Raw genomic sequence first — 15805 nt, 5'->3', positions numbered from 1 at the left:
CGAATGTCTTCGACGATCAGAACTTCAGACGAGCGCCGACCGTGAAGGTGCGTCCCAGCACGTCATAGGTGCTCGGGAAGGTGTTGGCGTTGTTGAACGCCGTACCGCCGATGGTCGCGCCGACGACCGGAGGCTTCTTGTCGAACAGGTTGTCGACGGTCAGCGTCATGCTGAGATTCTCGCTGACATCCGCCGAGATGCCAAGATCGAAATAGTCGTAGGCTGGGATCGCTTCATAAGCGTCGAAAATCGTCGCCGGGTTCGGACCGGCAGTCTGCGGCACATCGATCGGCGGGCGGCTCGCTGCCGGCAAAGCGGCAGGCTCGAGCTTGACGGCCGAAATATGAGACCAGTTGAGCGAGAAGTCGAACGGCCCCGTCGAATAGGTCAGGCGGGCATTCCACTTCCATTCCGCGCGCGGATTGGTGCAGCTCGTGCTGTAATAGCCGGTACAATCGCGGTTGATCGACCTCGGGGTCGCCTGGAAGTGATAATAATCCAGCCAGGTGCCGTTGAAGGCGAAACGCAGCGAACCCGGATCACCACCCAGGCCCAGATCGGCGAGATCGAGACGATAGGTGACGCCGAGGTCGATGCCCGCCGTTTCGATCCGCCCGAGGTTCGAGCCCGACAGGATCACGCCCGGCGTTTCACCCGCGCCGTTGAGCGAACCGTTGAGCGGGCTGCGACGGATGAGGTCGCAGAAGGCGCTCGGGGTCGTCGGCGTCGCTGCACCAGCCGCACCATAGCAACCGACCAGAATGTCGTTCGCCGCCGGGTTGCTGATCGCATCCTTGATCACGATGTTGAAATAATCGACCGTGATCGCGAGCCGCGGAATGAAGTTCGGCTGAAGAACGGCGCCCAGCGTATAGGTGTAGGCCCGCTCGACATCGAGATTCGGATTGCCCGAGGTGGTCGCGTTGATCTGTCCCGAAGTCGGCGACGGAATCTGGCCGATCGTGCTCGACGGCGCGCCCGTATAGACGCAGAGCGCGGCCAGAGCCGGGTTCGCGGCGGCCGAGGGCAACTGGCTCGCCTGGCAGGGATCGGGGTTCAGGTTGTTCAGGCCCGTCACCGGAGACTGGAACAGTTCCTGGATGTTCGGCGATCGCACCGCGACCTGATACATGCCGCGGAACTTGAAGCCGTCGATCGGCTCGTAGCTGCCGCCCGCCTTCCACGTCGTCGATGCACCCGTCGTGGTGTAGTCCGAATAACGGATGCCGCCCTCAGCCGTCAGGCTCTTGAAGAAGGGCTTGTCCTGCACGATCGGGATGATGATTTCGCCGAAGACCTCATTGACCGCGATACGACCGAAATCGGGCGGCGTGCGCGCACCGGTGCCCAGCACTTCGCTCTGGATCTGCGACGGCGCGTCCGGCGAGCTGCGCGCCGAAAGCACGCGGCGCTCAGCGCCGATCGAGAAAGCGATCGCGCCATCGGCGAACGGGCTCTTCAGGCCGAACAGATCGCCCGAGATGTTGCCGCCGATCACGCTCTGCTTCACGACGCGACGGATCTGCGCGTCGAGATCGATGAAGGCGAGCTGGTCGGCGGTGATGCTGCCGAGCGGACCGAACAGGTTGATCGGAACGCAGCCATTGGTGGTGTCGTAGCAGACCGCCTGGCCGGCCGCGTTGCGATACGAACGCAGCGCTTGTTGCAGCTTGGTGTACGAACCCCAGTTCTCGCGGGTCTGGTTCTGGTTGGTTTCGCCATATTGCGCGAACAGATCATACTTCAGATTGTCGAAGATCGTGCCCCGGAAGCCGAAGTTGAGCTGGAACTGCGTCGAATCGACCTGGTTGCCGCGTGCGCCGAACTCGACGATGCGGCGGCCCGGCGAGGCGGCGATCTCACGATAGTTGGGATCGGTCCGCGAGGTCGCAGCAGCGGCCGCCGTACATTGAGCGGCAGTGAGCGGTTGGATGCCAGCCGTATTCGGATCGGTGTCGAACGCGTTGCAAAGCTGATTGCGCGCGGCCACCGGCAGATAGGCGTTGCTCAGCGGAATCGAGAACGGATTGCTGAACGTGCCGGTCGAGGCAAGCTGGATGCGCGCCGAGTTGCGGGTGAACATGCCCGAGCTATAGGCCTCGATCCAGTCGGCGATCTCGTAGCGCGCCGCCGCATAGACGTTGAAGCGCTCGAGCGGCGCCTGAACATACTGGAATTCGTTGGTGTTGTACGTGTCCGACTGCAGGGCGGTGCGGAATGCGCCAAGCGCGGGATCATATGCCGCGCCGAAATCGCTGGGGCCCAGGCCAAGTGCCGCGTTGGACGGCGAGCCCTGCAGGATGGTCGGAACCGCTGCGGTCGCGCCCTGGAAATTGCCGTTGGCGATCGAACGCGGGAAGCGGCCGACGGAACGGCTGGTCGAGAAGAGTGGTGCGCGATCGGTATAGCCCATCGACAGCACGACATTGCCGCGACCGTCGTCGAAGCCCGCGCCCATTGTGATGTCGCCACGGAACTGGCGCGCATCGCCACGCTCGCTGATGCGATAGCTGCCCGAGAAATCGATGCCCCGGAAGTCCTGCTTGAGCACGAAGTTGACAACGCCGGCGACGGCGTCGGCGCCGTACACCGTCGATGCGCCACCCGTGACGACATCGACGCGCTCGACCAGCGCCACCGGGATATTGTTGAGATCGACAAAACCGTCGAGGCCGAACGGAACGACACGGCGGCCGTCGAGCAGCACCAGCGTGCGCTGCGACGTGTTGGTGCCGGCCTGGTTGAGGCCGCGAAGGTCGACCTGCGCCGAACCGTCACCGCCATTGTTCACCGCCGGGCCAAGCGCCGGGCGCACCGACGGCAGATCGCGCAGCAGATCTTCGGCGGTGTTCGGCTGCTTGAACTGGATATCCTCGGCGCCGATGACATTGACCGGGCTGGAGATTTCCAGATCCGGCCGCTGAATGCGCGTACCGGTGACGATGATCGCCTCTTCGGTATCGGCTGTCGCTTCAGCAGTCTGAGCGTAGAGCGGTGTGGAGAGAAAGGCTGCGCCCAAAATGGCATGCGCAGCGGTCGCGCGCAAAAGCGCGTTCGTAGAGAGTTTAGTCACAATCCAGCCCCTTAATCTGGGTTGTGGCGGGCAATTCCGCCTGTTTGTCGCCAGTGTATGAAAATGCGCGCTTTGGACGACGCCCCCAAATCCACACACAGCTATCCTTATAGTGTGAGGACCTAGAATCACTGTAAAGCATGACCGGCTGGCGCTGCCTGCTTTTGTCGCCGCCTGTATCTATTATGCAACAAGACCTTCAAAGAGTTGCGAAATAGGCGCGCTTTGCCTCGCATATCCTATATCGGCCAAGAAAAACTGAGGGACCTGCCCAATAGCGCCCCGTTGACGGCCGCTTGCGCCGGCGTGGTGCACTCTTCATGATGAAACCGTCCGGTTGATACGGCACAGGGGGAAGCGCGCGATGAAACGATCCAGAATGGCGAAGCTTGGCTTGATCGGTTCGATGACGATGGGCGCGGCAGTCATCGGCTTCCTGCCGGCCTCAGCCGCACCAGGCACGCAGCAACGGCCGGAGATCTTCAACAAGCTGCTCGACTGTCGCGCGATCACCGACAGTGCCCAGCGCCTCGCCTGTTACGATCAACAGGTCGCGGCGATGGACGCGGCCGCACAGCGCGACGAGGTCGTCGTGCTCGACAAGGAAGGGCTGAAGAAAACGCGCCGGTCGCTGTTCGGCTTCAGCTTCCCCAAACTGCCATTCCTGGGCGGTGACAATGACGAGATGAAGCCCGAATTCGCGACGATCGAGGCGAAGATCACGTCGGTGCGCGAGATCGGCTACGGCAAATGGTCGTTCCATCTGGAAGACGGCGCAGAATGGCAGACCGTCGAACCCATCAAGAATCGCGCGCCTCGCAGCGGCATGACGATCGAGATCAAGCGCGGCGCGCTTGGCAGCTATGTCGGCAAGGTCGGCAACTGGCCCGCCTTTCGCATGAAACGTGTAGGCTGACCCCCACCAATCCCGGCTCCGAAAGATTCGAATGACCACCACCATGATGACCCGCCGATCGTTGATGGCCGCAGGCGCCGCGGCCGCGCTCGGCGCGTGCACCAGCACATTGTCCGGTCGCGGCGGCACACCTCCGGTGATCGATGGCCTCAGCTTCCTGCCCGAGGATCTCGCGGAGATCCGCGCAGCCGGACTGACGGCCATGATCTGCGACGTATCCGAGGTGCAGGAGGTCAAGGACGCGCAGGGCATTCCCCGCTATCTGCGGACATTCGAGGTCAATGACGCCGCGCTCGACAAGGCGGCGGAGCGGCTGCGCTCGAGCGAATATGGTTTCGTCGCGCTCAAGGGCAGCGAAATCGGCAGCCGGCCGGGATGCGCGGCTTTCCTCCAGTTCCAGTCCTGCGAGCCGGTGGGCACCGATCTGTCACGGATCGCGCGCTTCCATGGCAAGGGATTGCGCATCCTGCAATTCACGCATCACAACAACAATCTCTTCGCGGGTGGCGCGCTGGAACGCGTACAGACGGGCCTGACCGCGCTGGGCCGCGAGGGCCTGGACGAAATGAACCGGCTGCGAATCCTGCCCGACGTGTCGCACGGATCCGAGCCGACGATGCTGGAAGCGGCGCGCGCGAGCCGGACGCCGATCGTGATCTCGCACGGCGCCTGCAAGGCGATCGTCGATCATCCGCGCTGCGCATCCGATGCGGCGATCCGTGCAGTGGCGGAACGCGGGGGCATGATGGGCATCTTCATGATGAGCTTCTGGCTGACGCGCGATCCGGTACCGACCGTCGATCACCTGATCGCCAATATCCGCAACGTCATCCGTGTCGGCGGCATCGACGCCGTGGGCATCTCCAACGATTTTCCGATGGCCGGGCAGACCAACCTGCTCAAGCTCGACAACGACAATCGCGAGGGCGTGAAGGAATATCTGCCCTGGTGGATCGCGATGCGCGATTCCGGCATTCCCGGCTTCGCGACGATCCCCGAACATGTCGTGATCCCGGAACTCAACAGCATCGACCGAATGACGCGCATCCGTCGCGCGCTGGAGCGCAGCCGCTTCACCGGCGGCGAGATCGACCGCATCATGGGCGGCAACTGGGCACGCGTGCTGGCCGACGTGCTCGGCTGAAATTCAAAAAAGGGCGGAGCCTTCCGGCTCCGCCCCTTCTTGTTTCCGCCATTGGCGGAAGCGCCTGGCGCCTCCGCCTCTGACTGCGGCTTCTAGAACTTCACGTCCACGCCCGCGTAGAACATACGGCCATACAGGTCGTAGGTGTTCGCCGAGGTTTGCGCGCCCGGGAAGGTGACGACATTGGTGTCACCGAAAATCGGGGGCTTCTTGTCGAAGACATTGTTCACGCCGATGTAGAAGTCGAACGCGCTCTTCTCGCCCAGCGAGGTACGCAGCTGCGCGTCGTGATACCAGAACGAACCGGTGCTGATCGGGGTGGTCTTCGTCAGATCGTCCACGACCGAGCTGTAGTAGTTCGTGCGCCAGTTCAGCGAGAAGGTGTCATACTTCAGCGTAGCCGAAGCGGTCACCTTGTCCTTGAAACCGCTGCCCAGGCGACCGCACGAATAGCAGTCGAGCTGGCCGAGTTCGTCCTGTTTCGGACCGCCCGGATAGGAAACCTGGCTCTGTGCGAGCAGGTGGTTCCAATAGACGTTCAGATCCAGGCTGGCATTGCCGCCCAGGCTGGTACGGTAACGAACCTGCGTATCGATGCCTTCAACGGTGAACGAACCGGTGTTGAGGTTGATCGCATTGACGGTCGTGACGCGGCCCGTGGCATCGCGGACGATATTGTCGCAGAAGATCGCCTCGCCACTGCCGGTCAAGCACTCGTCCAGCGACGTCTGCTGACCGATGATGCCGATCGCATCCTGAACCTTGATGCGATAATAATCGACGGTCAGGCTGAAGTTGCGCAGGAAGGTCGGCGTGAACACGCCGCCGATCGTCAGCGTCTTCGCCGTCTCTTGCTTCAGGTTGGGGTTGCCGCCCAGGAAGCCGTTGATGTTCTGGATCTGCGCCGTCGAATAGACAAAGCCATTCGCGGTGTTCGAAGCCGAAGCGATCGCCGGAATGGCAAGGCACGCCGCAGGCAGGCTCGAACGCGGAATCGTGATTGCTCCGGTGTCGCCCTCGCCCGCACGCTGATCGCAAGGATCGATGACGGCCGGGAAGGTTTCGCTCTGCGCCGAGAAGAGCTCCGAAATGTTCGGCGCACGGGTCGCTTCCGCATAGGCAGCGCGGAACTTGATGTCCGGCGTCGGCGCATAGGTGCCGCCCACCTTCCAGCTCCACACGCCACCGACGGTCGAATAGTCGGCGTAACGCGCCGCGCCTTCGAGGCCGAGATAGTGGAAACCGGGACGCTCCGAGATGATCGGGGCGTTGACCTCGATGAAGCCTTCCTTGACGTTGTACTTGCCGCGCGTGTCGGACAGGAAGTTGCCGAGAGTCAGGCCGAGATTGGTCGCCTCGTCAAAGTCCTCGGTGCTCGATTCGCGACGATATTCGAAGCCGCCCGCGACGCCGAGCGCGCCACCGGGAAGATCGAAGAGATCGCCCGAGATCGACGCAGAGAACACGTCCTGCTTGATCTTCGCGTTATAGGTCGAAAGCTGACCGTTGTTGGTCACATAGGCGGCAGCACGCGGGTCGACCGAATTGAATCCGAAAATGTTGATCGGCACGCAGTTCGGATCGTTATTGTTCGGATTGGCATCGACGTTGATCGAGCAAACCGGTCCATTCGGCCCCTGCACCGCGTTGAGCGCGTTGATGTAGTTCGGACCGAGAATCGTTTCGGACCGCGTATAGTCCTTGGTCTCGCCGTGGGTGTAATAGACGTCCCAGTTCAGCTTCGAACCGATATCGCCGCGCAGGCCGGCAACCACGCGCCAGGTTTCGCGATCGTTGCGGTTGCTGCGATTGAAGATGTCGTTCGAACGGCGACGGAAGAACAGCGTGTTGCCGACATTGTTGGTCGGATCGGCATCGGAATTCAGCGCATTGATACGCGCGAGAATCGCTGTGGGGATGAACGGATTGGTGAGCGGAATGCCCGCGAACGGCGTACCGTCGGCATAAACCAGGTCGGTATCGGCAACAGCCTGCGGCTCGAGGCTCGAGCGCGACTTGCTCTTGACGAAGCTGCCTTCGAAATAGGCGGTCACACCGTCGGTGATCTCATAGTCCGCCAGCAGGTTGCCCATATAACGCTCGACCGGCACGCCCAGATAACGGTCCGCATTGCGGTTGTACCCGTCGATATTGGCGCTCTGATACTGCTTCAGATTGTTGGAAGCATCATAGGTGAACGCATTCGCACCCGGCGAGAATTCCGGACGGTTGGGATTCAGCTCGTCGAGGCTGAACAAACCCTGCGCAGAGAAGGAGCTGCGGTTGGGAATGTCGGTCGCCGAGAATTTGCGATTGCGCGAACGCAGGCCTTCGTCGCGATCATACTGGCCATAGAGCGTCACATGACCACGCCCATCGGCGAACGAGTGACCGAAGGTGCCCGACACATATTGACGGCCGGCATCACCCTTGTCGGTGATCGAACCCTGGCCGCGGAAACGGAACCCCTCGAAACGATCGTCAAGGATGAAGTTGACGACGCCGGAGATGGCTTCCGAACCATAGACCGCCGAAGCGCCGCCGGTGACGACGTCGATGCGCTTGATCAGGTCGGTCGGGATGGTGTTGAGGTCAACGATCGAAGTGCCGGGCAGACCAGCGACGAAGCGGCGGCCATTGACCAGCACCAGCGTACGCGCGGAACCCAGGTTGCGCAGGTTGACGGTCGCGACACCGTTGCCGGTGGTCGAGAAGTTGGACGAGGTACGGCTGATGTTCTGGCCCACCGACGGCAGGTCCGCGAGCGCGTCCTGAATGTTGCCGGTACCCGATTCCTGGATCAGTTCCTCGGAAACGGTCGCGAGCGGCACCGATGCCGCGAGGTCCGGACGCACGATGCGCGAACCGGTGACGATGATGGCGGCTTCTTCGCCAGCGGCCTCGTCGGCCGCCTGCGGCGCCGCATCCTGCGCGAAGCTCGGCGCGGAGAGCAGCGCCAAACCGAGCACGAACGGTGCCGCGCTGGCGCGCAGCCCGCGGGTCTTGCTGATTTTTATCACGGTTTCAGTCCCTTCACTGATGTTACAGGCCCCGATCGGGGCAACACATAATCGGCGGGGGAACACAGCCAGCTCCAGCGGAGAAGAGCGACAGCGTCCCAGACCCCCCCATTTTCCGATTAAGCGGCGAATTGCCCCATCCGGTCACCGCCGTAAAGCGGGGGTTCATCCAAATTGGATGGTTGCCTGGCGACAGTCACAATTTTGCAACAGTTTGTTACAGTGTGAATCGCTATCCGATTGAAAAGAAAAGTGGCGAGATCGCAACGCGTTCAACGCGTAAAGATTTCCATCGGCCCATGGATATCTTTGCAGGCCCGTCCGTTATGGGGCGCCCGCGACGGCGCCTATTGCGCGACGCCCGTCATCGGCCCTGCCAGCAACAACGGATCGATGCGCTGATCCTTCCACTTCATGCTCCAGTGCATGTGCGGCCCGGTCGCGCGGCCCGTCGCGCCGATCGCGCCCAGTGCCTGGCCGCGCCGGACATGATCGCCGGCTTTCACATCGATGCGTGAAAGATGCAGAAAGGCGCTGTTGAGGCCCATGCCATGGTCGATCATCAGCAAATTTCCCTCCAGCGTGAAGGGATGATCGGCCGCCAGCACCACGACACCATCCGCTGGGGCTACAAGGATCGTGCCCGTCGGTTTCGCGACATCGACACCCGAATGATAGGCGCCCGGCTCACCCCGATAGACGCGCTGGGCACCGAAAAGGCCGCTGATGCGCCCCGTCACCGGCCATTGGAAACGCTGTCGCCAGCCCTGACTGTCGGTTGCAATCGCGCGCGCCGCCTCGATCGCCGCCAGTTCGGGTGCACGCAACCGTTCGAATTCCGCGCTGGGCCGCGAAAAGCGCGCCAGCGTGTTGAGATTCTCGATCCGCCAGGCGCGCGGCGCGATCGTCAATGCCTCGCGGACTTCTCCACCATTCTCCAATCGCGCGACCAAGGTCGCGGCCGGAGCGGCGTCCCGGCCGAATCCGATGACGAAACGGCCATCGGGCGCAAGATCGACGGAACGGCCATCGAGTGTGAGTGAAACCGTGCCCGACGGTGCCGATCCCAGCACCACGCCCCCCTGGCTCATCGCGCCTTCGAACCCGAAGCTGCGGCGCTCCGGCGGCGCACTGGCGCGATTTGGAATCGGCTGGGCGGCCTTGACGGTCGGCGGTGCGGCGGATGCCGTTGGAAGCGGCGCGCAAGTACCCAGAATGATGCCGGCCAAGGCGGCCGTCACCAGCCCGGAATTCAGCCTCATCCGTTCAGCTCTGCCCGCACCGCGATTTCCGCGCTGGCATAGGGCTCCTGCCGCGCCACATTCCAGTACCGCAATGAATCGAGCGGAATGCGCTCGCCGGTCACCGCGCACACCACATTATCGCCGGGCACGAGCACGCGAAAGGCGTTCGCCATATAGTGGAGTTTCGCGGCGCGTCCGGCATGCGACATCAGCATTGGGATATTCTGGCTCCTAAAACAGCTCTGGCTGCTGGGTTTCAGGCTTAACATAGGGCTTGCCGCCCGGCCGCTCAACCCGCGCATCCACCGCGCCATCGGCGAAGCGAAGCGTCAGCGCGCCGGCCGCCCGCGCTCCGGCGGCGCTCGTCACCACCTCGCCGCCGCGCTGCTCGACCATGGCATAGCCGCGCTGGAGCAGATTGGTGGGGTTGAGCGAGGTCGCCAGCCGCCAGGTTCGCTCCAGCCGGTCGCGGTCGCGGGCCAGCCGCTGCGTCAGCACCGCGGGCCGCAAGGCACCGCCGGCCCGCGCGAGTTCTCCGCGCGCATCGGACAGACGCCGGCCAAGCCCACGGCGCAACCGCTCCGCATTGTCGTCGACGCGCTGCCGCTGCGGATCGAGCAATTGCGCGGGCTTGGGCAGCAGACGCGTCAGCGCCTGCAGCCGCTCGCCCGCGCGCTCGCGGTAGCGATTGGCGCAGCGCTGCATGCGCAGGCCCTGTTCGCGCAGATGACCCAGCAGGTCCGCGCGGACCGGCACCGCGATCTCGGCGGCGGCGGTGGGCGTCGGCGCTCGGATATCGGCGGCATAATCGCACAGCGTCGTATCGGTTTCGTGTCCGACCGCCGAGATGATCGGAATGGTGCATTCAGCGACGGCGCGCACCACGACTTCCTCGTTGAAGGACCAGAGATCCTCGATCGATCCCCCGCCGCGCGCGACGATGACGAGATCGGGCCTTGGCACGGGTCCGCCGGGCGTGATCCCGCTAAACCCGCGAACCGCCGCCGCGATCTGGTCCGCGGCCCCCTGCCCTTGCACCAGCACCGGCCAGACGATCACGCGGGTGGGGCACCGATCCTCCAGCCGATGGAGAATGTCACGGATCACCGCGCCCGTCGGCGAGGTGACGACGCCGATCACCTGCGGCAGATAGGGCAGCCGCACCTTGCGGCCCTGATCGAACAGCCCCTCGGCGCCAAGCTTCGCCTTGAGCTTCTCGAGCAGCAACATCAGCGCGCCCTCGCCCGCCAGTTCAAGGCGATCGATCACGATCTGGTATTTGGAGCGTCCGGGATAGGTGGTGAGCCGGCCGGTCGCGATCACCTCGATCCCGTCCTCGGGCCGGAACGGGATCTGCGCGGCCTGCCCCTTCCAGATGATCGCGTCGATCGCGGAGCGTTCGTCCTTGAGCGTCAGATAGACATGGCCCGAGGCGGCACGCTTATAGCCCGAAATCTCGCCGCGCAGGCGGACATGGGAGAAGCTCTCCTCCACCATCCGCTTGAGCGCGCCGGAGAGTTCGGTCACCGACAAAGCTGGTGCGTTGTCCCCCGCCCGCTCCTCCGCTAACAGCCGGGCTCCATCGTCGGTGAAGGAAAAGTCGTTCATGAATGTCCTGCTGCTCGGCTCCGGTGGCCGCGAACATGCGCTCGCCTGGAAGCTGGCGCAATCGCCCAGCCTCACCGCATTGTTCGCCGCACCCGGCAATCCCGGAATTGCCGCTCACGCCGAACTGGTCAAGCTCGATGCGACCGATCACGCAGCGGTGATCGATTTCTGCGGGGCGCGCGAAATCGGCCTGGTCGTGGTCGGCCCGGAAGCGCCGCTGGTCGATGGCCTGGCGGACAGCCTGCGCGCCGCCGGCATTCCGGTGTTCGGCCCCGGCAGAGACGCCGCGCAGCTCGAAGGCTCCAAGGGATTCACCAAGGATCTGTGCGCACGCGCCGGCATCCCCACCGCCGGCTATGTGCGGACGACCAGCGCCGACGAGGCGATTGCCGCGCTCGGTGGCTTCGGCCTGCCGGTGGTGATCAAGGCCGACGGGCTGGCCGCCGGCAAGGGCGTGATCATCGCCGAAACGCGTGCCGAGGCGGAAGCAGCGATCGCGGACATGTTCGCGGGCGGCTTCGGCGCCGCGGGCGCGGAAGTGGTGATCGAGGAATTCATGACGGGCGAGGAGGCGAGCTTCTTCGCTTTGTGCGACGGCGCCACCGTCCTGCCCTTCGGATCGGCGCAGGACCATAAGCGCGTCGGCGACGGCGATGTCGGCCCCAATACCGGCGGCATGGGCGCATACAGCCCCGCCCCCGTGCTCACGGCCGAACTGGAGGCGCAGGCGATGGACCGGATCGTCCGGCCGACCGCCGAGACGCTGGCGGCGGAGGGCATGCCCTATATCGGCGTGCTTTATGCCGGGCTGATGCTGACGCCCGAGGGACCGAAGCTGATCGAATATAATGCGCGCTTCGGCGACCCCGAATGCCAGGTGCTGATGATGCGGCTGGAGGAGGATCTGCTCGATCTGCTCCACGCCGCCGCCACGGGCGATCTCGCCGGCCGCGCGACGCCGGCCATGGCGCAGGACTATGCGCTGACAGTGGTGATGGCCGCCAGGGGCTATCCCGGCACGCCCGAGAAGGGCGGCGCGATCGACGGGATCGCGGCGGCCGAAGCGAATGGCGCCAAGATCTTTCATGCCGGCACCGCGACGGCGGACGGCATGATCGTCGCCAATGGCGGCCGGGTGCTCAATGTCACCGCCTCGGGCGCACGCGTCACCGAAGCCCAGGCAAAGGCCTATGCGGCGGTCGATGCGATCGACTTTCCGACAGGCTTTTGCCGGCGCGATATCGGCTGGCGCGAGGTCGAGCGGGAAAGCCGGGCCGACTAGCCGGTTCGACGAAACGTCGACACGGGGTTGGACAGTCCGGAACGAGTTGATAGGTTCGGCCCAGATGGCGGGCGGGGCTCGCCGACAGGGGAGTCGCCGCAATGGACCTCAACATCGTCTTGCTGATCGTTCTCGCCGTGGTGGCGGTCGGACTGTTGATCTGGCTGCTCGGACGCAGGACAGGCGACGAACCGGCCCGCCCCGCCGCGCCGCCACCCGCCGAAAAATCGGCCTTGCCCGAAGCGGCGCCCGCGCCGACGCTGCCCGAAGCCTCCGTCGCGCCTGTCGCGCTGGTCTCGGACGTGCCGCCCGTCGAGGCACCCCCAGCACCCAAACCGGCTGAAAAGGCGCCGGAACCGGTCGCGAAGGCGCCCGAGCCCAAGGCACCGGAACCCGCACCGGCCCCGGTCGCCAAGGCGCCGGTAGCCAAGGCCCCGGCGGCACCGAAGGCTGCTCCGAAAAAGGCGGCAGCCCCCGCCGCCAAGGCGGTTGCGGAAAAGAAGCCGGTCGCCGCGAAGAAGGCCGCTGCACCGGCCGCGAAAGCCCCGGCCAAGGCAGCGGCGCCAGCCGCCAAGGCGGCACCCGCGTCGAAGCCCGCGGCAGCACCCAAGAACGCAGCCGCACCGAAGACCGCCGCCAAGGCATCGGCCAAGGCCGCTGCGCCTGCGCCGAAGGTCGAGACGCCCGCCCCCAAGGCGCCGGCCAAGAAAGCCACCCCGCCCGCCGCCAAGGCCCCGGCGGAGAAGAAGCCGGCAGCCGCCAAGCCGAAGCCCGCCCCCGTATCGACCGGGCCGGACAATCTGCTGCAGCTCAAAGGCGTCGGCCCCAAGCTGGTCACGTTGCTGACCGGGCTCGGCATCACGCGCTTCGACCAGATCGCGGGCTGGAACGACGACGACGTCGCTCGGATCGATCCGCAGCTTGGCACCTTCAAGGGCCGCATCGGCCGCGACAAGTGGATCGAACAGGCCGGCTATCTCGCCAAGGGCGACATAGCGGCGTTCGAAGCGAAGTTCGGCAAGCTCGACAGCGAGAACTGACGCTCGACGTCAGGAGAACATGCCGTTTGGGCTGAGCTTGTCGAAGCCCTGCCTTCCTTCGGATCTCGAAGTAGAAGGACAGGGCTTCGACAAGCTCGGCCCAAACGTAGTTGTTAGAGGTTGCAGTCCAGCCGCCAATGCGGTCGCTTAGATTGCCGCGTCAATCCTGGTCGTCGATCTCGCTCACCAGCAGCTTGTCGATCTTGCGGCCGTCCATGTCGACGATCTCGAAACGCCAGCCCTGTTCGTCGAAATGCTCGCCGACCCTGGGCAGGTGGCGCAGCACGGCCAGGACAAGGCCGGCGGCGGTCGCATAGTCGCGATCCTCGGGCAGATCGATGCCGAGCTTCTCGGCAAGCTGGTCGGCGGGCATAGAGCCCGAGACAAGATAGGAGCCGTCATCGCGCTCGACGAGCGCGGGATCGGTGCCGATATCGCTGTCCGACCGGAACTCGCCCGCGATCGCGATCAGCAGGTCCGCCGGCGTCACCAATCCTTCGAAATGGCCATATTCGTCATGGACCAGTGCCATCGGCACCTCGGCCTGGCGCAGCGCCTCCAGCGCGTTCATCGCGTCGATCTGATCCGGCAGGAACGGCGGCTTGCGCATGAGCTGGCGCAGGTCGAGCGGCTCGCGGCGGATCATCGCCGCGACGATATCGCGCGACTGGACGATGCCGACGATCTGGTCGACCGATCCCTCCGCCACGGGCAGGCGCGTATGCGGCGTTTCGAGCAGGCGCGCGCGAATCGCCTCGCCGTCGCTGTCGGCATCGATCCAGTCGACATCGGTGCGCGGCGTCATCACTTCGCGCACCGGCCGATCGGCCAGGCGCACCACGCCCGAGATGATCGCGCGTTCGCTTTCCTCGATCACGCCCGACTTGCTCGCTTCCGCGACGATCAGGTGCAGTTCCTCGGCGGTGACGTGGTCCTCCGATTCGCGATTCATGCCGAGCAGCCGGAAGACAAGCCCGCTCGTCGTATCGAGCAGCCAGACCAGCGGCGCCGTGATTCGCGCCAGCCACAGCATCGGCACCGCCACGAGCGCGGCGATCGGCTCCGGCTTCCGCAACGCGAATTGCTTGGGCACCAGTTCGCCGATGATCAGCGACGCGTAGGTGGTGAGCCCGATGACGATCATGAAGCCGAGCGTTTCGGCCAGTTCATGATCGATCCCCAGCCGTTCGAGCCGCGCGGCCGTCGGTTCGCCCAGGCTGGCGCCTGAATAGGCGCCCGCGATGATGCCGATCAGCGTGATGCCGATCTGGACGGTCGACAGGAACTTGCCCGGATCGGATGCGAGCGCGATCGCAGTGCGTGCGCCCGATCGTCCCTTCTTCTCCATCGCCTGAAGCCGAGGCTTGCGCGCGGAGACGATCGCGAGCTCCGACATCGCGAAGACGCCGTTGAGCGCGACGAGCGCCAGGATGATGAGGACATCGGACCAAGGAAAGGGGGGAAGCGGCGGCATGGCGTGCGACACCCCTATAAGCGGAATCCTTTCAGTTCCACAACATCGCCGTCACAGATCATTCAGTGCGCATCCGGAACAAGCACGGTCGGGAGCGGTTCTACTCGACAGCAAACCGCACGATCCGGAGCCCGAACCGTGCTCCGGCCAAGCAAGGGAAAGGGATTCATCATGAGGCTATCCGCGAAGATCATCACCACGGCCGCGCTCTCCGCCGTCACGCTGACCGCCGCGTGCACAACCGATCCGAACACCGGCGAGCGCCGCATCTCCAAGGCCGCGATCGGCGGAATCGGCGGCGCGCTGGGTGGCTATCTGCTCGGCGATCTCGTCGGCGGACGGCGCGACCGCACCGAAAAGATCGTCGGTGCAGGCATCGGTGCGCTCGCGGGTGCCGGGGTCGGCTATTACATGGACGAACAGGAACGCAAGCTGCGCCAGCAAACCGCGGGCACCGACGTGGAAGTGATCCGCCAGGGCGACGAACTGATCCTGAACATGCCCGCCGGCGTCACCTTCGATACCAACAGCTATACGGTGAAGCCGGAATTCCGGGGCACGCTCGACCAGGTCGCGTCGACCCTGCGCGAATATAACAAGACCTTCGTCGACGTGTACGGGCATACCGATTCGACGGGCAACGACACGATCAACGTGCCGCTCTCGCAGAACCGTGCGCGCGCCGTCGCCGATTATCTGACGATGCGCGGCGTGCAATCCGCGCGGATCGGAACCCAGGGATTCGCCGCCAGCCGCCCGATCGCCAGCAACACGACGCCCGAAGGCCGCCAGGCGAATCGCCGCGTCGAGATCAAGCTGGTGCCGGTGACCCAGGGTAGCTGATCAGCTACCCGCCTGTTGCTTCGGCGAGGGCGGGGCCATTGCATGGGCGATTCACAACCCCTCTTGTCATTCCCGCGAAAGCGGGAATCCAGCTATTCCGTGAAGCGTCCGGAAAAAGAAGAAGAAGCTGGATCCCCGCTTTCGCGGGGATGACATCAGCA

The 15805-nt window shown here is 64.5% G+C and carries 11 protein-coding genes; 5 read left to right on the top strand and 6 right to left on the bottom strand.

The annotated features are described in order from the left end of the window. Positions 1-16: 16 nt before the first annotated feature. On the bottom strand, positions 17-3073 hold the full coding sequence (locus K7G82_RS08925) for a TonB-dependent receptor plug domain-containing protein (protein ID WP_343228547.1): 3057 nt from the start codon (positions 3071-3073) through the stop codon (positions 17-19). A 379-nt stretch (positions 3074-3452) separates the two neighbouring features. Between K7G82_RS08925 and K7G82_RS08920 the strand changes: the two genes are divergently transcribed. Continuing rightward, positions 3453-3989, top strand: a complete 537-nt coding sequence (locus K7G82_RS08920) for a hypothetical protein (protein WP_343228546.1) — start codon at positions 3453-3455, stop codon at positions 3987-3989. A gap of 31 nt (positions 3990-4020) precedes the next feature. Further along, positions 4021-5133 carry a membrane dipeptidase gene (locus tag K7G82_RS08915; protein WP_222989496.1) on the top strand — a complete coding sequence of 371 codons (1113 nt, stop codon included), beginning with the start codon at positions 4021-4023 and terminating at the stop codon, positions 5131-5133. A 92-nt stretch (positions 5134-5225) separates the two neighbouring features. Here the strand turns inward: K7G82_RS08915 and K7G82_RS08910 are convergent, their stop codons facing one another. From K7G82_RS08910 to xseA, 4 genes are all read right to left on the bottom strand, one after another. Continuing rightward, a complete protein-coding gene (locus K7G82_RS08910) occupies positions 5226-8153 on the bottom strand; it encodes a TonB-dependent receptor domain-containing protein (RefSeq protein ID WP_343228545.1) in 2928 nt (975 codons plus the stop codon). A gap of 347 nt (positions 8154-8500) precedes the next feature. Then, entirely contained in the window at positions 8501-9415 is a 915-nt protein-coding gene (locus K7G82_RS08905; protein WP_222989495.1) for a M23 family metallopeptidase, read from the bottom strand. After that, the gene (locus K7G82_RS08900; RefSeq protein ID WP_222989494.1) at positions 9412-9612 is read right to left on the bottom strand and encodes a DUF2093 domain-containing protein; all 201 of its coding nucleotides are present in this window, start codon (positions 9610-9612) and stop codon (positions 9412-9414) included. The genes K7G82_RS08905 and K7G82_RS08900 overlap by 4 nt, the downstream gene beginning before the upstream one ends. Positions 9613-9628: 16 nt before the next feature. Then, positions 9629-11005 carry an exodeoxyribonuclease VII large subunit gene (gene xseA / locus K7G82_RS08895; RefSeq protein ID WP_222989493.1) on the bottom strand — a complete coding sequence of 459 codons (1377 nt, stop codon included), beginning with the start codon at positions 11003-11005 and terminating at the stop codon, positions 9629-9631. On the opposite strand from xseA, the gene purD reads away from it, so the two are divergent. After that, positions 11004-12287 carry a phosphoribosylamine--glycine ligase gene (gene purD, locus K7G82_RS08890; RefSeq protein WP_222989492.1) on the top strand — a complete coding sequence of 428 codons (1284 nt, stop codon included), beginning with the start codon at positions 11004-11006 and terminating at the stop codon, positions 12285-12287. The two genes, xseA and purD, sit on opposite strands and share 2 nt — an antisense overlap. Positions 12288-12388: 101 nt before the next feature. Further along, complete coding sequence (locus K7G82_RS30295) at positions 12389-13327, top strand: hypothetical protein (RefSeq protein WP_222989491.1); 939 nt, start codon at positions 12389-12391, stop codon at positions 13325-13327. Between the two features lie 160 nt (positions 13328-13487). On the opposite strand, the gene K7G82_RS08880 is transcribed toward K7G82_RS30295, so the two are convergent. Then, the gene (locus tag K7G82_RS08880; RefSeq protein ID WP_222989490.1) at positions 13488-14801 is read right to left on the bottom strand and encodes a hemolysin family protein; all 1314 of its coding nucleotides are present in this window, start codon (positions 14799-14801) and stop codon (positions 13488-13490) included. A gap of 171 nt (positions 14802-14972) precedes the next feature. Here K7G82_RS08880 and K7G82_RS08875 point away from each other — a divergent pair, with 171 nt between their 5' ends. Continuing rightward, positions 14973-15644 (top strand): YiaD family glycine zipper/OmpA-like lipoprotein, encoded by a 672-nt coding sequence (locus K7G82_RS08875; RefSeq protein WP_222989489.1) that lies wholly within the window; start codon positions 14973-14975, stop codon positions 15642-15644. Positions 15645-15805 lie beyond the last annotated feature (161 nt).

The organism is Sphingomonas colocasiae (assembly GCF_019880585.1).
Classification (GTDB): Bacteria; Pseudomonadota; Alphaproteobacteria; order Sphingomonadales; family Sphingomonadaceae; genus Sphingobium_A; species Sphingobium_A colocasiae.
Note: the sequence above shows the minus strand (reverse complement) of the source record. Positions and strands in the feature narration are given on the sequence as shown.